General features: G+C 44.0%; 21 protein-coding genes and 3 tRNA genes. 12 read left to right on the top strand and 12 right to left on the bottom strand.

All coding sequences use genetic code 11. The features are described 5' to 3' along the window. Positions 1-124 precede the first annotated feature (124 nt). Positions 125-1,306: a glycoside hydrolase family 76 protein gene (locus KE626_RS01820; protein ID WP_249207199.1), complete on the top strand. Its 1,182-nt coding sequence runs from the start codon at positions 125-127 to the stop codon at positions 1,304-1,306. Positions 1,307-1,407: 101 nt separating this feature from the next. On the opposite strand, the gene recB is transcribed toward KE626_RS01820, so the two are convergent. From recB to recD, 3 genes are read right to left on the bottom strand one after another with little or no spacing between them, the layout of a single operon-like run. After that, positions 1,408-4,824: an exodeoxyribonuclease V subunit beta gene (gene recB, locus KE626_RS01825; RefSeq protein ID WP_211971178.1), complete on the bottom strand. Its 3,417-nt coding sequence runs from the start codon at positions 4,822-4,824 to the stop codon at positions 1,408-1,410. After that, positions 4,821-8,030, bottom strand: a complete 3,210-nt coding sequence (gene recC, locus KE626_RS01830; protein ID WP_211971179.1) for an exodeoxyribonuclease V subunit gamma — start codon at positions 8,028-8,030, stop codon at positions 4,821-4,823. Before recC ends, recB begins: the two co-directional genes overlap by 4 nt. Positions 8,031-8,074: 44 nt before the next feature. After that, the gene (recD, locus tag KE626_RS01835) at positions 8,075-9,892 is read right to left on the bottom strand and encodes an exodeoxyribonuclease V subunit alpha (protein ID WP_249207201.1); all 1,818 of its coding nucleotides are present in this window, start codon (positions 9,890-9,892) and stop codon (positions 8,075-8,077) included. A 120-nt stretch (positions 9,893-10,012) separates the two neighbouring features. On the opposite strand from recD, the gene KE626_RS01840 reads away from it, so the two are divergent. After that, positions 10,013-10,558: a hypothetical protein gene (locus tag KE626_RS01840; RefSeq protein WP_211971180.1), complete on the top strand. Its 546-nt coding sequence runs from the start codon at positions 10,013-10,015 to the stop codon at positions 10,556-10,558. Between the two features lie 31 nt (positions 10,559-10,589). Continuing rightward, positions 10,590-10,985 carry an aminoacyl-tRNA hydrolase gene (gene pth2 / locus KE626_RS01845; RefSeq protein WP_211971181.1) on the top strand — a complete coding sequence of 132 codons (396 nt, stop codon included), beginning with the start codon at positions 10,590-10,592 and terminating at the stop codon, positions 10,983-10,985. On the opposite strand, the gene KE626_RS01850 is transcribed toward pth2, so the two are convergent. The 5 genes from KE626_RS01850 to KE626_RS01870 form a co-directional block, all read right to left on the bottom strand. Then, positions 10,982-11,191 (bottom strand): YwbE family protein, encoded by a 210-nt coding sequence (locus KE626_RS01850; RefSeq protein WP_211971182.1) that lies wholly within the window; start codon positions 11,189-11,191, stop codon positions 10,982-10,984. The two genes, pth2 and KE626_RS01850, sit on opposite strands and share 4 nt — an antisense overlap. Positions 11,192-11,284: 93 nt before the next feature. Continuing rightward, positions 11,285-12,379, bottom strand: coding sequence for a slipin family protein (locus tag KE626_RS01855; protein WP_211971183.1), 1,095 nt, complete (start codon positions 12,377-12,379; stop codon positions 11,285-11,287). 513 nt (positions 12,380-12,892) lie between these two features. Next, positions 12,893-12,967, bottom strand: a tRNA-Phe gene (locus KE626_RS01860). A 5-nt stretch (positions 12,968-12,972) separates the two neighbouring features. Next, positions 12,973-13,061: transfer RNA gene (locus tag KE626_RS01865), tRNA-Tyr, on the bottom strand. Positions 13,062-13,439: 378 nt separating this feature from the next. Continuing rightward, positions 13,440-13,512, bottom strand: a tRNA-Ile gene (locus tag KE626_RS01870). 730 nt (positions 13,513-14,242) lie between these two features. On the opposite strand from KE626_RS01870, the gene KE626_RS01875 reads away from it, so the two are divergent. The 4 genes from KE626_RS01875 (at position 14,243) to KE626_RS01890 (ending at position 16,195) form a co-directional block, all read left to right on the top strand. Then, positions 14,243-14,773: a response regulator gene (locus KE626_RS01875; protein ID WP_249207248.1), complete on the top strand. Its 531-nt coding sequence runs from the start codon at positions 14,243-14,245 to the stop codon at positions 14,771-14,773. Continuing rightward, positions 14,742-15,023: a winged helix-turn-helix domain-containing protein gene (locus KE626_RS01880; protein ID WP_211971185.1), complete on the top strand. Its 282-nt coding sequence runs from the start codon at positions 14,742-14,744 to the stop codon at positions 15,021-15,023. Before KE626_RS01875 ends, KE626_RS01880 begins: the two co-directional genes overlap by 32 nt. Positions 15,024-15,095: 72 nt before the next feature. Beyond that, positions 15,096-15,812 carry a response regulator transcription factor gene (locus tag KE626_RS01885; protein WP_211971186.1) on the top strand — a complete coding sequence of 239 codons (717 nt, stop codon included), beginning with the start codon at positions 15,096-15,098 and terminating at the stop codon, positions 15,810-15,812. Positions 15,813-15,919: 107 nt separating this feature from the next. Next, positions 15,920-16,195: a hypothetical protein gene (locus KE626_RS01890; protein WP_211971187.1), complete on the top strand. Its 276-nt coding sequence runs from the start codon at positions 15,920-15,922 to the stop codon at positions 16,193-16,195. Positions 16,196-16,247: 52 nt separating this feature from the next. On the opposite strand, the gene KE626_RS01895 is transcribed toward KE626_RS01890, so the two are convergent. The 3 genes from KE626_RS01895 to KE626_RS01905 all read right to left on the bottom strand — a co-directional run bounded on the left by KE626_RS01895 (position 16,248) and on the right by KE626_RS01905 (position 17,541). After that, on the bottom strand, positions 16,248-16,520 hold the full coding sequence (locus KE626_RS01895) for a hypothetical protein (protein WP_211971188.1): 273 nt from the start codon (positions 16,518-16,520) through the stop codon (positions 16,248-16,250). A gap of 3 nt (positions 16,521-16,523) precedes the next feature. Continuing rightward, complete coding sequence (locus KE626_RS01900; protein ID WP_211971189.1) at positions 16,524-17,087, bottom strand: hypothetical protein; 564 nt, start codon at positions 17,085-17,087, stop codon at positions 16,524-16,526. Positions 17,088-17,232: 145 nt separating this feature from the next. Continuing rightward, positions 17,233-17,541 (bottom strand): hypothetical protein, encoded by a 309-nt coding sequence (locus tag KE626_RS01905; protein ID WP_211971190.1) that lies wholly within the window; start codon positions 17,539-17,541, stop codon positions 17,233-17,235. Between the two features lie 165 nt (positions 17,542-17,706). On the opposite strand from KE626_RS01905, the gene KE626_RS01910 reads away from it, so the two are divergent. Further along, entirely contained in the window at positions 17,707-17,919 is a 213-nt protein-coding gene (locus KE626_RS01910) for a helix-turn-helix transcriptional regulator (RefSeq protein WP_249207202.1), read from the top strand. A 26-nt stretch (positions 17,920-17,945) separates the two neighbouring features. Continuing rightward, positions 17,946-18,674, top strand: coding sequence for a hypothetical protein (locus tag KE626_RS01915; protein ID WP_211971191.1), 729 nt, complete (start codon positions 17,946-17,948; stop codon positions 18,672-18,674). Positions 18,675-18,678: 4 nt separating this feature from the next. Here KE626_RS01915 and KE626_RS01920 read toward each other — a convergent pair whose 3' ends face one another. Next, on the bottom strand, positions 18,679-19,362 hold the full coding sequence (locus KE626_RS01920) for a hypothetical protein (RefSeq protein WP_211971192.1): 684 nt from the start codon (positions 19,360-19,362) through the stop codon (positions 18,679-18,681). Between the two features lie 256 nt (positions 19,363-19,618). On the opposite strand from KE626_RS01920, the gene KE626_RS01925 reads away from it, so the two are divergent. The 3 genes from KE626_RS01925 to KE626_RS01935 are packed head-to-tail and all read left to right on the top strand — an operon-like array spanning position 19,619 to position 22,829. Further along, positions 19,619-20,035 carry a very short patch repair endonuclease gene (locus KE626_RS01925; RefSeq protein WP_211971193.1) on the top strand — a complete coding sequence of 139 codons (417 nt, stop codon included), beginning with the start codon at positions 19,619-19,621 and terminating at the stop codon, positions 20,033-20,035. A gap of 5 nt (positions 20,036-20,040) precedes the next feature. Continuing rightward, positions 20,041-21,285, top strand: coding sequence for a DNA cytosine methyltransferase (locus KE626_RS01930; RefSeq protein ID WP_211971194.1), 1,245 nt, complete (start codon positions 20,041-20,043; stop codon positions 21,283-21,285). Next, the gene (locus KE626_RS01935; RefSeq protein WP_211971195.1) at positions 21,285-22,829 is read left to right on the top strand and encodes an ATP-binding protein; all 1,545 of its coding nucleotides are present in this window, start codon (positions 21,285-21,287) and stop codon (positions 22,827-22,829) included. The genes KE626_RS01930 and KE626_RS01935 overlap by 1 nt, the downstream gene beginning before the upstream one ends. Positions 22,830-22,832: the final 3 nt, after the last annotated feature.

Below are 22,832 nucleotides of genomic sequence, written 5' to 3' on the forward strand. Positions count from 1 at the left end.
TTTGAGTTAGCATGATTGCCTCAGCAGGCAACAGCAGCCCCCTTAGTAAATGATAAGGCTTTAAAGAAAGACTGGTCCAGACCGAGCGCATTGAAAAATCCTGATTCCACAAAAATTGAAAAACATGAAAACTCCACGCTGCGCAAAAGCGTTTTCCCACATCACTGGTATGGCGGTTCTTTTCCTGGCATTGATACTTTCCGGATGCCGGAAAAACGAAATGACCGCAAAAGACAGTACCTCGTTAACCGGCATAAAGTCTGCCGCTGTTACTATCAATTCAGTGCAACCGGTAAAGGCAGAAGCCTTGCTGGCTATGCAGTGCTATAACAACGCGTTTTACCATCAATACGGCACCTATGGTCCTTCTTTCAAGGCCTATTATTATTCCGATGTAACTCACAGCGGTCGTATGGACTTCTGGCGCCAGGCGGAAGCCATCGAAACACTGATCGATGCCTATAGCATCAACAACGATGCAGACCTGAAGAATAAAATGGTATACCTGTACAACGGGATGCGGGATAACTATGGGCTGCTGTGGACGTCCAACATCTATAACGATGATGTGATCTGGGGCGCGCTGATGTGTATCCGCGCTTTTGCTATCACAAACGATGGCGGCATGAAAGATATGGCCAAAAATAATTTTGACCTGGTGTGGAACCGCGCCTGGGATACCAACCTGGGCGGAGGCCTCTGGTGGACCACCGCCAACAACACCAAAAATGCCTGTGTAAACGCCCCGGCAGCCATTTGCGCCATGTACCTGTACCAGGCTACCGGCGATGTTGGTTATCGCGATAAGGCCAAACTGATTGTGGACTGGATGGTCAGCAAACTGTATACCCCCGGCAGTGGAGAAGTAAAAGGGGCCATGAACGCCGCCGGCGTTATCACAGAAGGGGCACGTACCTATACCCAGGGCACCTTTATCGGCGCCTGCGGTATGCTGCACAACGCCTATCCTTCTGCCGGGTATAAAACAATGGGCGCTAAAGCCATGGACTATACGAAAAACAATATGTGCAATGCCCAGGGCCTGTTGCCGGATGAATATGATAACGACGATTGCCAGGGCTTCAAAGCCATTTTTGCCCGCTGGGCTTGTAAATTTGTGCACGATCACAGCTATCAGGGTACCTATGCCGCCTGGTTGAACTATAACGCCGCCGAAGCCTGGAACTACAGGAACTCCAACGGCCTCATGTGGGGACAATGGTGGCACAGAACCCCCGATAATTATGTAAACTCTTTTGAAACTACCTGCGGTGTAGCGATGATGAATGGAGCTTTTAGCTATTAGCCATTAGCTTTTAGTGCGGAACTTGTTGGCTTTTTAGCTGTGGAAGTATCGGGTTTATTTAGTGTATTCCTGGCCGTTAGTGATAGCACTAACGGCTATATTTATTTTGTCAGCAATGATTCGAGTAGTTGCACCTTCTTTAAATCGGGTTTGGTAGTGAAAATGCCCTGTCCGCTGGTATTGCGTACCCCGCGAACAAAGCAATAGATGATGCCGCCAAATTGGGTATTGTAGTCGAAGCCGGGGATGCGGCTTTCCAGGTATTTTTTTACGGCTACGGTATAAATGAAATATTGAAGATGGTAGTTGTTTTCATTCATGGCGGCGGCCAGACCTGCCTTATCGTAATCGGCAACGCTGTTGCCGAGGTAGTTCGATTTCCAGTCAAGTATATAGTACTTGCCCTGGTATTCAAAGAACAGGTCTACTTTTCCATTCATGATCCCTTCCAGTTCCTGGCTGCTGTATTCGGAGAAGCGTTTTACACTTACGCTGACTTCGTCGTCCGAAAGATTGTTGAGCAGGTTGGACTGAAACACCGGTACCGGGAAGTCGAATTCAAACTCGGCCAGCCGCTGATGACGCCCTACCGATGCCAGCTGAAAACTGTGGCCGTCGATGTGAATAGTAGTATACATCACATGTTGCAGCATTTCGTTTAGCCGTTCGAGATAAGCTTCGCGTTGACCGGGCACAAAGCGCCGGATAGATTCTTCCAGCCAGTGTTCCCATTTGCTGCTATCGGAAAAATTGATGCTTTCAAAAATGAAGTGCAGGAGGTTCCCGGTTTTGGCGCCACGGCGCAGCGTGGTGAAAATAAAATTATCGTAGGGATCTGCTTGCTGAAATGAACGTACCCTTGGCTTGTGTTCTGCTTTAGCGGCCAGCATGGTATAGCTCATTTTCCGCCAGTTTTGTTCCCGCAGGCGAAAATCAACAGGGCCGCGGTTTACCGCCAGTTTACCCTGGGTTATTTGTTGCCGGTAAGTTTGCTCCGGCGCCTCAGGGATACTGCCCTGCAGCTGTATCAGTGAAGCATCGGGATGGGTGACCGCCAGCTCCTTCAGAAATACTGCCAGCGAGGAATCCCTGAATTTGGAATAGTTGTTTTTAAACAGGTAGCACTTATATACTGCGCGGGTGATCGCCACATAAATAAGGCGGCGGTTTTCCTGCTCCTGTTGTTGCCGGTAAGCGTTTAACTGATCTTCCGAAAGACGGGAACGCTGTGTATTCAGGTAATCGCCGGTAGCCGGGTCGCGGAAGCTGACAAAATCGATGTTTTGTTGTTCTACGAAATCGAGAAATGGCGCCAGTACAATTTTATACTCCAGCCCTTTACTTTTATGGATGGTGACAATATTTACGGCTTCTTCATCACTTTCCACGCGCTGTGCATATTCGTCGCCTTCAGTGGTCATGCCGTCGATGCCACGTTTGAGCCAGGAAATAAGATCACGCATCGAGAGGTTTTTCCGGCTTTGCACCTGGTGTACCAGTTCGGAGAGCTGGTACAGGTTGGTGATAATACGCTCGCCGTTTTCGGTATGTCCGTCGAGCAGTACCTGGCGTACGCCGAAGTCGGTGATAAACTCCATGAGGGCGGTGTAGGCGCCGTCGCGCTGCCACAGGTTGCGGTATTTGCCAAACAGGTCGAGCATGGTTTCATCATCCAGTTTCAGGATGGTGTGGGTGTTGTAACCTGTGAAAGAACCAAGCAACGCACGGTTAATAGAGGAACGGTCCGGTGTTTCCATAGCTTCCAGCAGGTGCAGCAATTGCTGGGCTTCGCCTGATCGCAGCACCCTGGCTTCATCGATGGTAACGGCAGGAATGCCCAGTTTGGCTAAAGCATGTTTAATATCTTTTCCTTCCTGCCCTGTGCGCACCAGTATCCCAATATCCGATGGCCTTATGGACCGGTTGTCCCTGCTGTTTTCTATCTGGTAAGATTTATCGAGCAGCAGCTGCGCTATTTGAGCGGCCACGCTTTCACAGATCGTTTCTTTTTTATCACAGCCAATAATTTCGATCGGTACTTCCTTTCTCCCTTCTTTAAACAGGTAGCCTTTGGTATTATTTTCCGGGCTGTTTACCTGGATATAATCAATGCTGTCGCTTTCCCCGCTGAAATCGAATGTATCAAAGCCCGGACTGGGTTCAAAGAAGATATTCATGGCACGGATCAGGTTTTCCGCGGAGCGGAAATTCTGGTTCATGTCATACACCTGCTGTACTCCATTTCTGGCGTTGAAATAAGTGAAGATATCCGCTTTCCGCCAGGCATAAATACTTTGCTTGGGGTCGCCGATATAAAAAAGTATGGTGTTTTCGCCGAAGGCGCGGTTAAATATTTCATATTGTTCACGGTCGGTATCCTGGAATTCATCCACGAACACGGCCTTGTATTTTTGTTGCAAACGGGTAATAAGCTCCGGGTTTTCCGTTTTCACCACAGCCGTATGCAGGTTGTTAATCAGGTCATCATACCCCATCATATTGCTCCGTTCTTTGAACAGGCGCACCTGCTCTCCTACCTGGCGGATGGCGGTATAAAAGATCTGCCGGCGCACAGATTGCTGATACTCCGTAAGCTGGTCGCGGATTGCTTCTACCTTATCCAATTCCTCCACGATGCCCGGAAATACGGCCTCAATGTATTTAGCGTCTTTTCTTTTAGCGAGTATTCTTTTTACCAACAGTTCGGGCTGGGAAACCAGTTCGGGCCAGTCTTTTTTGGTGTAGCGATTGGCTGTGCAGGCAGCAATAATCTGATCGCTGTTGGTAGCAATATCTTCATACAGCTTTTCAATGGCCGACTGGATATTGGCGTGCAGCTGATCCATTTCCTGTATCCAACTGTCCTGCAGCTCTTCGCCGATCACCTCGGGCGTATCTTCCAGGTACCCTATATATCTTTTGCCGCTGAGATGATCCTGTATGACCTGTTGCAGATCGGTTTTCATTTTTTCCTCCCATATATTTTCCAGCAAGGTGGTTTTCAGGGTGGTAATATTTCTGCGCCAGAACTTATTCAGTTCATTTTCCACCACCGGGGTGAGGTCGGGCACCATTTGCGCACCAAACAGCTGGTTGGTTTCAAATGCGTATTCATTAAGGGTTTGCTGGCAAAATCCGTGAATGGTAAGTACGGAGGTTTCGTCCAGTAACAGGATGGCGTCGCGCAGGCGTTGTTGTACCGGCGCCGGATCTTCCGGATCTATCACTTCCAGCACCAGGTCAAGTATTTTTTCATCGGGAATATCTTTACCCATGCTGGCTTTGTATGCCTGGCGGATAAAAAGCCGGATTCTTTCTTCCAGTTCTGCCACCGCAGCCCGGGTGAAAGTCACCATCAGTATTTCTTTGACGGATAGCTTTTGCTCCAGTATAAGCCGGAGCACGAGAATAGCGATGGAATAGGTTTTCCCCGTTCCGGCGCTGGCTTCAATCAGGTTGCTGCCTTCCAGCGGAACTGTGGCGGCATCGAATTGTTTATATGTAATGCTATCGATCATTTCTCCTTGTCTGGTTTTTCAAAATACGCCGGCAGTAAGGCTGTCAATGGCGCTATCAGCAGTTCGTATATGTCGAGGAAACTGGTCAGCGCTGCTTCCCTGTCAAAAAATCCCTGTTCAAATACTTGTGCGATATAAGGATCCGGCGATTCCTGCCGGTCAATCATCACCGTAAATTTGTTTTTGAATTTCTTCAGATCCATGGTGAGCACGTCTTTCTCCGTAACCTCCAGGTCCGGATAAAAAGAAATGATCTGGTCAAATCCTGCTTTATACACTTGCACGATTTCTGTTAACCGCTGGGCGGCTTCCGCAGGTGTTAACGGAATAGCCTGGAATGCATCTTCTTTTTTAGTACCTGAAATAAAGCAGAGGTTAGTAACCAGGCCGGCAGCTCTTCCGGCGAGGTAGCGGATATAAGCTTCCAACAGGTACTTGCTTTCCCGTTTTGACCAGGACACGTGTAACAGGGTATGGTCAAACACCCGGAGATGACCTTTGAGCATACTGTTATCCACACTTATCTCCACCGGTATCCTCCTTTCAGTGGTGCCCTGGGTACAGGCTTCATACAGGTTGCGTACGGGTACTACCAGGTCTTCCATGCGGTGAAGGGCTACTGTGGCCATATTACGTAGCGGCAGGCGGCCTTTTTTCACCAGGGTGGTTTGAAGGGAAGATTGTTCCGCGGCGGGCACCGGCAACAAATCATTTTTAACGGACCATTGCTGTAATTTATTCAGGTCAAAAATTTCTGTTTCGCTGAGCAGCAGCTGGCTGTCGTTATAGCGGATGCCTAATACTTTATTATAGTATGCCCGGAAAGGATTTTTGAAGAAGCTGATCAGTTCTTCAAGGGAAATTTCCTCGAAGGTTAAAGGTGTGGTGATTTTATTTTCGTTGAGAAAAGATGCGGTGGAGGCTTCTCTTGTGCTGAGGTAGGAAAAAAGACGCTCATCCGTTCCTGCATATTTCCTGCTGAAGCTTTGCAGCGGTTGCAGGGTTACCAGTTGTGTACGTACGTTTTCCGGTTCGCTGGCGCCGGCTTCAATATAGTCTATCAGTTCATCTACCAGCGCAGATGGTGGCAGGTCGGCATTGTCTTTAGCATTTTTACCAAGATAGCTGATATATAAATATTCCCTGGCGGAAAGCAGCGTTTCCAGGAAGAGGTGTTTGTCGTTTTCCTTCACATTACGATCGCCCTTTTGCCGGTTTTCTTCCATGATATTAAAGCTGGATTTATTTTCCCGGCGGGGAAATTTGTCATAGTTCAATCCCATCAGCGCTACTACCTTGAAAGGGATACTGCGCATGGGAATGAGCGAGCAGAAGGTAATTCCGCCGTTTACAAACAGGCCGGCGCGGGTGCTGCCGGTGAGGGTATCGAGGAAGCTGTGGCCAAATACTTCGAAGCTTACTTTTTCGCTCATAAATTCATTCAGCGCATTGTAGGCGGTGAGTTGTTTGATGAGGGTGTTGTAATCTTCATCCACGTCTTCTACGGGTTCGAACACCAGGTTATGCAATACTCTTTCGGTGTAGGCTACCCATTCTACGATGGTGCGCGGGCGGCGTCTGTCGAGGATGGATGACATCAGCACTTCGGCAAAATGACAAAAGCGGATTACGTCATGGGCATCGCTGCCCTCGGTGATATCGAGCGGGAAGAAGCTGTCTTCCCCATTGCCATATTCTTCTTCTCCACTCATACAGATACCGTACATGATCCTTTGAATGCCGTATTGCCAGCTAACAAAATGTGTTTCGTCCTTCTTGTGACCGCTGATGCCGAAGCGGATATTGGCCGCTTCAATAATGCGGCGGATGAGTACCGGGTCCTGCAGGTTGAAACGTTTACGGATATAGGAGAAGTCCAGCAACTGCATCACTGCTTCGGCCTTGAAGTTTTCCTCATTCATAGTGAGGATGGCATGAAGGGCATTGAAGAGATTGTCGTTGTCGGTATAGCTTTCGTCGGCGATGGTGTACCGGAAGGTATATGGTGCGTTGTTGAATACGGCCTTGATATAAGGTGCATATGCATCGATGTCGCTGACCATTACCACTATATCGCGGGGAGATAACTGTTCGCGGTGCCGGGCTACCAGGTGTACGAGGTAGTTGTAGAGCACTTCCACTTCGCGGGCAATGGTGTAGCAGGCATTGATGGTAACAGATCCGTCGTTGATATCCTGTGCAGACAGGTGCTCCCTGTCGGCTGTGGTGGCGGCCATGAATATATCGTGCTGGATTTTATGCAGCAGGCTGTCGGTATCCGGTTCTACTGTTTCAATTTCTTCGTAGGCATTAATAAATGTGTCGTAGGCAAAGAAGAGGCCGAAGCTGTCCTGTATTACCCTGCCCCAGCCGGTTAGCAGGGCATTGCCGGCTTTGGCATCTTCCAGGTCTTTGAGTCCTTTTTGCCGCCAGCGGGCCAGTTGTTTTTCATTGCGGTCGTCGAACCAGAACATGACCGGGGCCGGGTTGATGATATGAAAATGTACATCTATAAAAGAAGACAGTTCATGCAGGATCTTTACGTGGTAGGCGGTGATGATCGATAATCCGAACAAGTGGATCACGGGCATGCGGGATGCCAGTCCTGCTTTGTTATGCCCGGGATTACGCAGGGTATCGAGGATGTAGTTACCAACGATGGTTTTATCCGGCAGGGAGCCACCGGAGAGTTGTTTTACTTTTACCCAGAGCCAGTGTTGCCAGCCGGCGGAAGCCAGTTCTGGTGTGTTGGTATGCGTCCATGCCTGGATCATTTCCGGGCGGTATACCTGGTATTGGTCAAACAGATCCGCTACTTTTTCAGCCAGTGCCATACGTTTCAGGTCACTTTCCGCGTGTTGGCCGGTATAGTAGGCAGCTACCTTTGGAAATTTGGCCATAAACTCCTCCTGTCCCAACAGTTTAAATACGAGCCAGCTAAGGTTTTGAGGGGAGAGTACTTCTGAAAAGGGGCCGCCCAGGAGTACATACAGCTGGTAGAGCAGGTCGTTGGGCTTCAGGAAGCGGCAATTGGCTGCAATCCCCAAACGGTCTGCCAGCTGGAGTTTGAGCCAGTTGTTCATGCCTTCCGTTTGGGTAATAATATAGTGAGGCTGGAACACACTATTGCCGGCATCCTGTAGGTTTTGGGCCAGTCCGGATGATAAGCTGTTAAGTGAATTCGAGACTTTTAAAAACAATGCCATTGATAGTTCCTTTGTTTACACTCCGCCATTCCCGAAGCATGTTATTAATGTTCATGCGCATTTGCTTCTCTGAACCGGGAGGCTATGCCCGATGCTCTTTCTACAAATCGTTCTGCTGCCATTAGTATTACTTCCGGTGTGCCTTGCACGTACACTTTCTGTTTAGCGCGGCTTACTGCGGTATATAGTAGTTCGCGGGTAAGAATGGGTACGTCTGTGGTATCCGGCAAAAGTACCAGTACTTGTCCGAACTCAGAGCCCTGGCTTTTATGGATGGTCATGGCGAAGGCGGTTTCTGCCTGGGTAAGGTAACCGGGCAGCACTGATTTCAGGGCCCCGGTGCTGTCTTCAAACCAGGCCATGAGTACGCCGTTTGCATCTGTGCGGATGATACCGGTGTCGCCATTAAATAAGCCATGCTCATAATAGTTACGGGTAAGTATTACCGGACGGTTTTGATAAAATTCCGTGTTGGCGGTAATCAGCCGTTTATCGTGTAAGTATTTTTCAATTTGTTTGTTAACGGTATATAGGCCCTGTGGCCCTTCTCTCACGGCCGTGAGTACACGTTGTGCATTCAGCAGCTTTAAGGCGGTGGCGATATCTTTTTCGGCAATGAAAGCCGCGTAGCCGGCAATAAAGTCTTCGAATAATTTTTCGGATGCGGCAGGGTCAATGACTACCTCTTCATCTGCCGAAGGCGGAAAAAAAGACTGGATAACGGGTACATTATTGGCGATAATGGCCTTACTGAATTTACCGATACCGGTGTTGCCGGTGAAACGGTGACTGCGCCTCAATTCCACCAGGTGTTGGAAAAGCGGATGATGATCGTTATCCCGTTCCTGAGAGGAAGGAATATGGCGTTGTTCATCTGCAATAAAACTATTGATAAACCGGCGACGGTCGCCGGTAAAGTTATTCAGGTGTTCCTGTGCCTGGCAGAGGTCACCAAACAAGCTGCCTGCTTCTACGGAAGCCAGCTGATCTTTATCCCCCAGCAAAATAAGGCGGGTATTGGGATGGATGGCATCCAGCAATTTGGCAAAAAGGGCCACATCTATCATGGAGCACTCATCAACGATTACTACGTCGTAGTTGAGCGGATTGTCTTTATGATGTCTGAAATAAGGGCTTCCGTTAATGGGTTTCAGCAAACGGTGTATGGTAGCCGGTTGCAGCAGCCGGAATTTTTCAGTGGTAGCGGCATCGACTTCTATGGTGGTGTTGCGTAAACTTTCTGCCATGCGGGCGGCGGCTTTACCGGTTGGAGCGGCCAGCGCTACTTTCAGCGTAGGATCGGTAGCAAACAGGATGGCGAGTATTTTGGCTACGGTGGTGGTTTTACCGGTACCGGGTCCACCGGTGATGATGGTAAAATTATTTAACACGCCTGTAATGGCGGCAGCCAGTTGCCAATCCGCCGGATCATTTCCGTCGATAGCCAGGGGGCTGTTAAACAGTTTACTGATCAGCGGTTGCTGGCTTTGCAGCAACGCCATTCTTTCGGGCAACAGCGCAGCTTCTGTTGCCAGGAAGCGTTTGATGCCGGTTAAGAAATTGGTTTCATACCTGAAATAGCGTTGCAGGTACAGCCGGTCCTGGTAAACCACGAAAGGTTGGCGGTCGTTACCGTGTAGCCCTACGAGTGGTATTGTTTCCAGGATGCTATTGCTGGTTGCTATTTTCTGATAAGATTCCGGGAGGTTATCCAGTTCTTCTTTTATCTTATTGAGATGAATACAGATGTGTCCTTCGCTCCCTTTTTTTGATAGTAGATAAGCATACGGTTTCAGCGCCGGTATATCGAAATACTCGGCAAATTGTTGATGTACATCATTTAGTGTGGGTATGTTTCGCATTCTTATCCGGACACTTGAAAAGATTAAAGTACGACTTTTTCTGCTTCATCCTAAAGGCAATAATATTTCGTTATATTGGTTCCAATTATAACCTATACACTGTATACTATGTTTAAAAAAATGCACGTACTAAGTGCACTGTTGTTAGCTGCCTTTTTGCATGTTAATGCCCAGGATGAACTCGCGAGAAAGCCGAGTCAACTAAAAGCAAATGTTTCCCTGCTTGGATTGAATGCAAATTACGAATTGCGATTGTTAAAATACGCAACGCTTAACCTGGAAGCGGGTATTGATATGGGGTTAGCCTATTCCTATAGTGACTATATGGGTTCCCGTTGGGCATATGCTATGTTACCTGATTTTTCGGGAGAAGCAAGACAGTATTATGGTATCGCCCGCCGCGAGGCCAGGGGGAAGCGGATTGATAATAATGCCGGAAATTTTTTCAGTGTGGCGGTTGGTTACAGAACGCTGCCTATTGTTGCAAAGGATTATTATGAAAGTGCATACGGTTATATTATTCCGGCGTGGGGTATGCAACGTAGCTGGGGGAAGCATTTTAGTTTTGAAGGCCGTTTTGGCTGGATGTTTAGTCCCAGGAGCTACAATACGGGTGCGGTAAACGCGCTTGTGGCACGTTTGCAGGTGGGATATGTGATTTGGTAATGTTGTAGATTTGCTGCTTAAACGGAGAAATATGTCATCCAGGATAATTAAGCAGGTAATAGTGATGCGCAAGGATCTGAACATGCGCAAGGGAAAAATGATTGCACAGGGAGCACATGCTTCCATCGCATTCCTTACGCGACATGCTACCATTGAAGGGCATACGTTGCAAACGCAGCTGAGGAATCCGGAGGAAGTAACGGAATGGATGACGAAAGGGTTTACAAAGATCTGTTTGTCGGTAGATTCGGAGGAAGACCTGGACCGTATTTACCAGCAGGCGGTGCAGGATGGGCTGAATGCCACGCTGATCACTGACTCGGGGTTAACAGAGTTTGGCGGTGTGCCTACTAAAACCTGTTGCGCCATAGGGCCTAATTTAAACGAGGAAATAGACCGGATTACAAAAGACCTGAAGCTGCTTTAATCTTCATCTCCTACTACATCTGTTTCTACTACCCTTCCTACCTGTCCGTCTTCCAAACGTACTTTAATACCGCGGGAGTGAAAAGCGGCAGAGGTGAGTAAATCTTTCACAATGCCATAGGTTTTTTTGCCGCTGCGTTGGTCCTTTTTCAGTATGATGGCCACTTCCAGGCCAGGGTATATATCTTTTCTGTATTGTCCGTCCATGTTTATATGCTTGGTGAAGCTATATGCAAAGCTAGTGATTTATAGAAATAATCAGGAAAGGCCGTACCAAAAACCTGGCACAGCCTTCCTTTTCTATTTAGGGATAAATATTTGCCTCAATTGATCTATCAGTACACCGTTTCCGCTTACGCTGATGCTGTTGATCTTTTCCGCGATTTTTTCGACATACTCCATTTCTTTCAGCTTAAACAGCATGGGGTTGTCTTCCATGAGCTTGGCCGTGTTCAGCAAACTCCTGGTGCTGGCGGTTTCTTCTCTCCGCATGATGATATTGGCCTGTGCCTTTTTTTCGGCTACCAGTACCTGGTTCATGATTTCCTTCACATCACCCGGCAGGATGATATCGCGGATACCAAAGCCGGCGATGGTGATACCCAGGCTTTCGGCCTTCGGGCTAACAGTTTGCATGATAAAAGGCGCCAAAGACTCCTTCTTTTCCAGCAATTCATCAAAGGTCAGCACGGCTATGTATTCTCTCAAAGCCAGCTGAAATAGGATGTGTAGCTGTCGTTCGTAGTCCTTATTTTGCAACACGGCCTTATTGATATCCGCAATGCGATACTGTGCCCATGCGTTGATTCTCAGCGCGGCTTTGTCTTTGGTCAGGATTTCCTGGCCATTGATTTCTGCCTGCAATTGCCTGGTATCGATTTTACTGATAGCGATGGAGATGTTATTTCTCCACCAGGTGTATATACCCGGGTACAGTGTCATGGAATATTTTCCATCCACGAGCATGATGGCCTGTTCGTAGTTTTCTATGTTGAAGGTTCTCACGTAAGGGGCTACCAGCCGGTGGCACAGGGTGGACCGGTCTATATTTTCGGTGATGGCTATCTTGGAGATATCGGCCCGCACGAACTTATAGTCGATCATGTTTTTCCAGAAGGTATATCTTCCCGGGGTCAGTACCTGCTTCAGCAAGCCGTTTTCATAATGCAAAACAATTTCTGTTTCGCTTACTTCCACTACGTGCAAGGCAGCGGTAACATTGGCGTCCTGCAGCAATATATTGAGCTCGATGGGAGCAATAAAAGGTTTGTTGATGTCGTAGATCTGCACGTCTTCATTGATCAGCCAATATCTGCCTTCCTGCAGCATGCGCTGATATACGCCGTTCTTAAAAACCAGGCCTCTTTCGTAGGCGTTGATGGTTACTCTTTTCATGTCATTTTTCTTTTGGGGTTGTTGATGAAAAAAAGCCAGTGATGTTGTCCATCGGGTATACACGGAAACAGTTGTCAATTCACCGTTAGTCATCAGTTAGGGCGGAAGTGCTAAGTGATGGTAATAGTAGCATGTTTATTCCTGTTTGCTGGTGTTTACCCAACTGCCGCTGTCGTCCTTTTGATGATGCGGCCGGGCCTACAGCCCTGGCTTTTGTTTGTTTGTTGCTATTTTCAACGTAGCATACTGTAAGGATTTTCAGTCCTTGTTTGTTTGGCTCCTTGAAAGGGAGTTTCCATTGCTCTACCAATGAGCTACCATCTATATAGACGGATAGGATTCGAACCTATTACCTATGGGTTGTGCGAGAAGTGTGTTTCGATGCAACAGCATACAGGACGTTACTACGACTGCACTGCGGGGCTTTATGAAACCCGCGCCTGGTTTGCTATCAGGAACATCGCTCCTCGTCTTCCTGTTGAGGAAGTTCTTTAGTAAATGTTTCCATTTACCTGGTGGACGAAGCAGGACTCGAACCTGCACTGGCGGTGCTTCAAGCCGCTGCTCTACCATTGGAGCTATTCGACCATTTTTGGTGTGAGTAGCAGGATTTGAACCTGCTAAGCCTGTTAAGGCGATGGTTTTACAGACCATTGCGACACTCCCGCTTCGCCGTACTCACTTGCTTTGGGGTTGACAGTTTTAATGAACACCATTTTGATGTTCAATGGTTTTGGAAATAAGGTTAACAACTTGGGATGAAGGCCTTTTGGGTACAACCAGTGCAAATATCCTTTTGATACCTGCTGTTTTTGAATGAATACATTTGGGTCAACAAATCCTGGTAGGGCGCCCTTTTGGCGCGCCGCCGGGATGAAAAAAACGGGTTAACAATTTTCGTGAACACCCTTTTGGTGAACGCGATGGATGAACAAACGGGTTAACAAAAATTGGGGTTAACGCATATTGGTTCTCGGGTGCAGGCGGGGCTCGAACCCTGATCTTCCGGTTCACAGCCGGATATTCTCACCATTGAACTACAGGCACCATTTTTACAAAGTTGGCCGGACCGGATTCGAACCGATAACCTACTGCATATAAGGCAGGCGCTCTACCAGTTGAGCTACCGGCCAGTTTTTTGCACAAAAAAACCGGGCGTTTATAACGACCGGTTTTACGTTGTGCATAAGCAATAACTTATGTTCGTTGACACGCCGGTCGTTGATAAATATTTTGATAGGCAGGACATATCGATAACAGTGGTTTGTTATGATCCGCACTAAATCGTATGTTAAGAATATGTTTCTGCATGCTTGTTTTTTCGTTATAAATACAAATAAAAAGCCCCGCAATCTCTTGCGGGGCTTACGTTATATCGAATTCGTTTTTTCAACTATTCTTTAGCATAACACGCCCCGCAACTGTATAGTCCTCCAGGTGACTAAACCAGCGTTTTGTTTGTATGTTTAAAATTGAGCGGTACATGTTTTGTGATTTTTTTAACACTGCAAAGATGGATATAATTTTTTAATATCTCCAAATTTTTTTCAAAAATATTTTTAGGCTAGATAAGTGAGCGATGATTTTTAATGTTTGGTATTGTGATGCAGGTGAGGATATTTCGGAATGAAAGCTGAGTCATTAATTAGTGCTCATTAGCAATGATCTAACTAACGTTAACGAATATATGTTAATACCGTATTAACATGTGTTTTGTTAATAGCTGAATCAGCATAGTACTGATGCTTGGGGTATTGTGTATTTGATCTCAATTTGAGAATTATATTAAAATATTTCTGTTAAGATTTCGGGTATCTTCCGGAATAGTTTTTTTCTTTGGAGAATTAAAATTTTAGCGTGAAAATGAATTTTATTGCTCATCGTATGATGTTGAAAAAATCGCTGAACGGCAATATTTCATCCTTCTCACCATCAATATTCCCCTCTCTCATCGTAAAAAGTGTTAATCAAAATAAAATGACTATGAAAATTCGAATACTTCATGCTGAAGATGATATGTTTTTCGCTGCCATTGTAAGGAAACTTCTCCATCAGCAAGGTTTTGAGGTTAGTAATGCATACAATGGCAAGGATGCATGGTTACTTTTCAATGAAATGAAGTTTGACTACTGCCTGTTGGATATTATGATGCCCGGGCTAAATGGAATTGATTTGGGGGAGCGCATCCGGAATGCAAACAGTCAAATGCCCATTTATTATTTATCCGGAGAAGAACCTGCCCTGGTACAGGCAGCGGTGTTTGGTCGTGGCGGAGGTACTGCATATTTTAACAAGACATTTAATATCAGAAAATTGTCTGACTGTTTGTTACAATATTTTAATGTTCACCCAATAAAAATATATGATGATTCCTATAGGCAAATCCAGATATGACCCTATTACACATGAATTAGTTGGTCCGGAAAGAAAGAAGCGGAAGCTGGCGCCGGACATTCACCTGTTATTGATGTGTTTACAGGAGACGCCAAACGCATTGGTTTCAAAAGAGAAGCTGGTCGTGATTTCCGGAGATAAGAACCAGCTATACGTTTATATTTCACGGCTCCGGAGAATTCTTGGCGCAGTTGACGGAACATTATCGATAGAGAGCAAATATGGAAAAGGATATGTCCTGGTTTATTAGCTAATTATTCCCCTGGCAGATAAGCTTACGCCTCCATGAAAAACCGGTTTTATCATATTTAAAACTATAGCAATGATTATCAGCAGGAGAAACGCAGTAACCATCCTTTATGCAGACGATGATGCTTTATCGGCCAGAACGCTGAAATTATCCCTGGAGCGGGCGGGTAATTTTGAGGTAGTTGTTGCCGCCGATGGTCAGGAAGCATGGGAATATTTTAACGCCAGGTATTTTGATGCTTGCTTGCTGGATGTACATATGCCGGAGCTGGATGGTGTGGAACTGGCGGCAAAAATACGTACCATAAATGCCGTGGTGCCGATTGTATATATTTCGGCAGACATACAGCTGGAAACAAAAATAAAAGGGTTTGATATCGGAAAGGCCGACGACTACTGCGAGAAACCTATACAAATACCGGTCCTGGTGCCGAAAATACAAGCACTGGTGAGAAGAGCCAACGAACAGAAAGCTGCATCTGATATAATAGCATTAGATAAATACATTTTTAATACACGCGATTGTACCCTTACCTACGACGGCGTATCATTTTCTATGAAATTGAACGAGGTAAAAGTGTTGAAGGAATTGGTTGGCCGGCTTAATAAAACGGTCAGCAGAGACGAGCTGAAACAACTTATTGCCGGCGGTGGAAAAGAAAGCTCCTTATACCCATCTGTTGCCATTTTGCGGGCCCACTTCAGAGATAGCTCCTTCGTGGAAATTCTAACTATACAAGGCATTGGTTATTGCTTAACAGCACCAAAAGAATGTGTCCGTTATTTTTAATGTTAGTTTGCTTTCCTGATTAAATATTTCCTTATATTCGGTGACTGTTTAGTAGACCCAAAAGAAGAAACGTTAACCATATTTTAAAAATCCAAAAAGCAATTACCATGAAACTCCACAGAACATTACATCATCCTGATGGTGGGCGTTCGTTAGCAGAATATGAAATCAGAGAAAATAATGTTTTTACAACCATACACCATGCAAAAGGCTCCAGTTCCCTGCCATGGTACGAAGTACGGGAGAACAAGCTATACCCTACCATGCATCATCCGCAAGGCCGGAGCTCGTTCCACTGGTTTGAAATTAAAGAAAACAATATAACCCCGTCAATTCACCATCCGAAAGGCCTGGATGCATTGCCCTGGTACAAGATCATTTAATATTATAAAAAGGGTTTACTGGCGGGGCCTGACATTTGGTTGTCGGGCTTTTTTATTTAAAAGCGAAAAATACAATGAGGAGGTAAACTACCAGGTGCGTGATCCGGTAAATACGCGTATCTATTTTATCGGTATTCACCGGCCATCCCACTCCGATGATGAAAGCGATGAATTGGGTGGGGAGTATAGCTATCAACGGAATAAGCCAGATGATGACGGAGCCAAGCGCGATGCGGATAGTACCTACATGGACGTGGATGTAGAGGAGTAAGGTGGCGAAGTAGATGAAGTAGATAATGAGGAGTTCGAGGAGGCGTTTTTTCATAGGTTATGCGGTTAGGTTGGTATTGATGTCAGGATGAGAATGCTCCAACCATTGAATGCACTTAGCCATATTCACAGCGATGGCTTCTTTTATATATGGAATAAAGGGAGCCGGAATCCAGGCCAGTATTATAGGTCCCCGTGAATCGGACAATAGGTGAAACCAGGTATCAACGGGAGGACAGTCGTAGTCATCGAGTAATCCGTGAGATTCGCCTATGGTGGCGCCGTCAAATAGTGTCCAGTCGACGAGGAAGGCAAGTATTTTACCTTCTGATCCGGCGAATTTTGAATCGAGTTTATCCTTTTCCGTTATTTTGAAATTTATCTGATAGTTAAACAGATCGTTTATCAGTTCTTTATTTACCTGGTCGTATGGATCTTTGCGCCATTGTACCAGCCGTGTTCCACTAGTGGTCACATAATAAAATAGTTCCTGCCCTTCGTATATTGGATTGATGCTACGGAATATGGCTTCCGGGCCCTGCGTAGAATTGGCCATTTGCATGTTGCAATAGCGTTGGGTGAGGCGGAGATTTTCTTTTATTTCAGGTAGGTCAGATAGCATAGGCACCTGTTTTTTTAGATAAGATAGTAAAATTTATGATGCGAGTATATAGGCTCCATTCCATAATAGAATGGATAAGCATTGACCAATGCCTTTCCTAAATGGTCAACGCTTATTCATTACTCATTTTGAAGTGGAATTGATATCAGGAGGCTATACTAATTACTGCTTGAGTTGCTAACTGCTGACTGGATAATTTTGAAAGGCTGAGAAGGTAATTGGCGTCGAGGAGTCTTAATAGTTCATTGTATAACAACAGAAGATCTGCACGATGCTGCGCATCTTCGTATTGCGTGTCTTCCGCAGCAAGGGTTTCAGAAAGCCAAAGCCAGAGGGTTTGCCGAGCTGTGGCCGGAGGGAATAGCTCGCAGAAGCGATCAATGGCGAGCATAGGGTCGAGGGATTCCTGTTCAGAGAGGTGAGTGTGGTGGAAAAATGGTTGTGAGGTTTGCATAACAATAGGTTTTGGTTATAGTATAAATTTACATAAAAATATGCATATTAGGGATATTTAACTCTATAATATGCATATAAATATCTTTATTAGGGATACTTTTTAAAATATTTATGAAATCAATTCTGCCTAAATTGATGAAAAATATGCTTTAAAAGCGTTTTTATGAGCGATAAAGTATTCAACAGAATAAAGGCAGTATTGGCAGAAAAGGGGAGGGCTAATAAGTGGTTAGCTGAGGCCGTGGACGTAAATATTAACACAGTATCCAAATGGTGTACTAATAAAATACAGCCTTCAGTGGAAACATTGTTCGAGATTGCTGAGGCCCTGGATGTAGAAGCGAGAGAACTTCTTGTACTAAGAAAAAACAAATAACCCCTTATCGAAATTATTAACCCAACATGCAATACAAAGAAGAATTCGATCTCCTTCGTCAACAAATCCCCATTGTTATTCGTCACGGGCTTAATCTACTTAGTAAATCCAATGGTAATATAAATGAAGCCCGTCGTTGGTTTGAAGAGGAGATGATCCAGGTTATCATTCATAAAACTTCCGTTTCACCGGAAGTTGCCCAAAAACACTTATTGGCATGTGAGTATGATATTGCCAGAACAATTGCTGGTATTGATGAAGAACGATTTACATTATCAGAACGAATATTGCGGAAAGCAAAGGATAACAAAGAAAAAGCCTTAGATTTAATAGGGCACAATCTCGAAGATGCAAAGAAAATAGAGCGGAAGTATTGGTTGAAGTTGGATGAGCTTGAACAGCTGTCACCAGTACAGTATTGCCTTTTAGCGGTAAAGGAATGGCTGGATTATGAAGACTATGAAGGATTTTCCTGTGCTGTTTATTTCTACTTAGATATTGCTGCTCAGCAAATTGAAGAGCAATTGCTACTACCAGAATTGGCTAATGGATTACGGGCAGCGAGAAAGATAAGCAATGAATTGTTTGAGCAACATAAAAGAAAAAGCGCTGCGAAGAAATTTCCAATAGTATCAAAATTATTGAATGAGAATCCAGTTTACATAAGCAGTAAGGATGGATTTAGGAAAATCCGGCCGGTTGTTATAGATAGACTTTATGATTTGGTAGTGAATAATATTGAGCAGTTTTCGTAGGTGGTTAGAGAGTTGCTCTCCGTGCCTTCACAATATCAGGGATATATTTATTCTTCGTCTCGCTATTTCCTATTCCCAGTCGTTCATAAACCGATCCACCAATCACTGGCATCACCTTTCCTTCTGCATTAACCTCATTATCAGTTGCGAAATATAAAAAGTTAAACTTGTCGCTGATCTCAGGTGAAAATTCCGCTTTAAGTGTTTCTTCTGCATTAGCAAACATAACTGGCGATGCGATGATGATCTTTTCCGGATTAAGATGTTCGATAAGATAAGTTAAATTGGTTCGCACTACACAAGAAGTATAAATAATCGATTTTGTAATAATTAGATATGCTGGATTAGCTATTTCTTCAATGTAGGATTTAGTTATGGGTGCAATTGAGATGTCTTCCTGATCAAATGGATTGGCGCGCAAATTCCAGAAAACTGCCAATGAAGTATGCGCCGTTGTGAGGTTGTCCAAGATTCCCTTTGTTAGCCAATCGGCATCTTCAGAGGAACAGGCAATGGTTACTTTAGAAGTAGACAGATCAAACGCCTCATTAATGGCCGTTGATAATATCGCACCTAAGCTATAAAAGGCACTCCTATAATCGTCAGAAGAAGTCGCACTACTGGATAGTTGATCCAATAGATATCGAACTGTCGCCGAATTTCTGGCAAAGGGTGATAATTCTCTCATTATAACAGTTTAAGCTCTTGAGAATGGGACTTGATAAATTAGATTAATACACGTTTTATAAGTTGTTCGTACTTGTGTCGCTGTAGCTATTTTGTTTGATTTTAATCTTATAAAAATATTTTAATTATATATATAATTAAAAATAGCTACTTAGTAATACTTTAAATATCAGCAACATATAAAGAGAGAGAATTAATTCGTATATTGTTTAAACCGTATGTCGTTGCATTGTTTTTGTGTATCCATATTTGTGATTATGGCTGATGTGCATTCAAAAGAGACTAGAAGTTACAATATGAGCAGGATTAAGTCGAAAGACACTAAGCCTGAAATAATTGTCAGAAAATTTTTGTTCTCTCACGGTTTCAGATTTAGACTTCACGATAAAAAATTGCCTGGTAAGCCTGATATCGTATTGCCCAAATATCACGCTGCAATTTTTATTCATGGCTGCTTTTGGCACGGTCATGAAAATTGTAAATATTTCGTTGTTCCGAAGACAAGAACTGAATGGTGGATGAACAAAATTTTAATCAATCGTAATAATGATATAAAATCAGTCGATTTATTGCAAAAAATGGGATGGAAAGTACTTGTTCTTTGGGAATGTGAATTAAAAGGTGAGGCTCTTAGCAAAACTCTTACTAAATTGCTTAGTATTTTAGAGTCTTAAGAATTATGATTTATATTGATCTCTTTGCAGGAGCTGGCGGTTTATCGGAAGGATTTATTCGGGCAGGGTATACTCCTGTGGCGCATGTTGAAATGGATGAGGCGGCCTGTTATTCTCTCAAAACGAGAATTGCATGTCATTATTTGAAAAGTAACAATCAATATGATGAGTACTTGTCTTATTTAAAGGGAGAAATATCCAGAACTGAATTATATGGTTTAGTTCCGGAGGAGTTACTTAATAGTGCGATTAATCTCTCTATAGGAGGGGAAAATAATGACAAAATTCATAAGGAAATACATAAACATTTGCAAAGCAGAGAAGTCGACCTGATAATAGGTGGTCCTCCCTGTCAGGCTTATTCTCTGGTTGGACGAGCGAGAAGTGCTAACAACATGAATGGAGATCCGAGGAATTATCTATATGTACAATACGGAAAATATCTTGAGAAGTATCAACCTAAGATGTTTGTGTTTGAAAATGTTTGGGGGCTAGAATCAGCTAAGGACGGGCTTTATCTGAGGAATATGAAAAACCTTTTTGAAAAAAAAGGCTATAAAATGGAATTGTTTAAGGTAGAAGCAGATAAGTTTGGCGTACTACAGAATAGGAAAAGAATAATTTTAGTAGGATGGAAAGACGATTTTGTCCCAAGTATCCCCGATCTTTTAAAGATTGACGAAACGAGCAGATATAAAGTTAGTTCTCTATTAGGAGATTTACCATTCCTGAATGCCGGTGAAGGAACAGATAAATATCAGCGTTATGAAAGATTGCCAAGCAAGTATTTGGTGGATAATAATATACGTAACAGTCTTAATGTTTTGACTCAACATGTATCGCGCCCCCATACCCGCCAGGACATGGAAATATATAGAATTGCAGTAAATAAATGGAATAATGGACAACAACGTTTGGATTACAATGATTTACCTGAAAGACTAAAAACTCATTCTAACCGTAGATCTTTTTTTGATCGATTCAAGGTTGTAGCGCAAGATTTATGTTATTCTCATACTGTAGTAGCTCATATTGCGAAAGATGGCCATTACTATATTCACCCCAGTATTGAACAAAATCGCTCTATTACTGTAAGAGAAGCGGCGCGCCTTCAATCATTTCCCGATGATTACTATTTTGAAGGTGTCAAGGAAAGCGGAAGCCGAACAGCTGCTTTTAAACAAATTGGGAATGCGGTACCTCCTTTGATGGCTGAAAAGATCGCAATTGCTTTAAAAAGTGTTCTATAATGTCCGATGAAAATAATGAAAATGAAAACGAAACCGAGAATCATGAATTGACAGAAGATGCAACTCCTGACCCCGAATTCCTGATTACTTCCATTGCAGAGCAAGGTTATACATTGGAAACTTCTCTTGCGGACCTTATTGATAATTCGATTACCGCGGAGGCAACTGAAGTTGAGATTCTGATTGATACCTCAAGTGAGCCATTTGTGCTGTTTCTTGCAGACAATGGGAATGGGATGAGCGAAGATGTGCTGAAGAAGAACATGAAGTTTCCAAGTTCTTCAGTCACGCACGCAAGAAATACTGACGACCTTGGGCGTTTTGGACTGGGAATGAAAACGGCCTCCTTTTCTCAGACAAGAGCTTTTACAGTGATCTCCCGGGAGAAAGGTTCGCAGCAGTTTTCCGCCAGGACATGGGATGTTGAATATTTAAAAAAGGAGAAGAGATGGCTGGTTATCCGCAACACCAAAGAAGAAATTGATAGCCTGGTTGAACAATACTGCCATCTCAGTAAAGGATTTTTAAACGATTATAATAACTATATACCAAACACGATAGTTGTCTGGAAAGGGTTATATAAATTTGAAAATTACCTCGATAATAATAAGCAAGCTGCGTTACAGAAGGAAATAACTGAAATTACATCTGAGTATTTATCGCTTGTATTCCACAGGTATCTGGAGGGACAGATCAATCCTTTGAAAATAAGAATAAACAATAATAGGATTTCTCCATTTAATCCGTTTCCTAGTAATCAACCGGATTTCAGAAGATTGGAAACCAGTCAGAAACAGTTTAGAACGGATTCATTAAAGATTGAGGGCTATATACTACCTGCCAGAAGTATTGATGAAAGTAAAAGCGGAAATACGGAATGGACTTTACCAAACAAAAGCCTCATGGATATGGAAGGCATTTATATTTATAGGGCGAATAGAATTATTTTATATGGTGGATGGAACGGAATTATTAAAAGATCGCCCAGATTACAGCTGGCGAGATTAAAAGTAGATATTGGTAATAGTATTGATGATTATTTTCACCTGAATGTTGCTAAGTCGTCAATTGTAATTCCTTATGAGCTAAGGATGGCATTTCTGAGATATGTGAGCGTGCTAAAATCGAATGCCGAAAAAGAATATTTTAACCGTGGCATCAAAGACATTTCAACTGAAGGAAAGAAAAAAACAACAGAATCACTTTTTCTACGAACTCCCTCTTCTAAGGGGATGCTATTGAAGTTAAATGAGAATTTTGCTATTATTGAATTACTCAAAAAAGAACTAACAGCGGAACAATTGAATCTATTTCGATTATTGTTGAGGATGATAAATGCATCGGTCAATAAAATAAGGCAGGTGCATGAAGATGATAATTTGATATTGACAGATAATAACAGTTCGCTAAGCGAGTTAACTGTTTCAATTTTGGCGTTGAGACAGGCAGGAATAAAACCTGAGTATATAAAGAATAATGTACTCCCAGCATTAGGAGTTCGCATTGACACTATACCCCCCCGGATTCTTGAAATGTTAAATTAATTG

The organism is Chitinophaga hostae (assembly GCF_018224885.1).
Taxonomy (GTDB): Bacteria; Bacteroidota; Bacteroidia; order Chitinophagales; family Chitinophagaceae; genus Chitinophaga; species Chitinophaga hostae.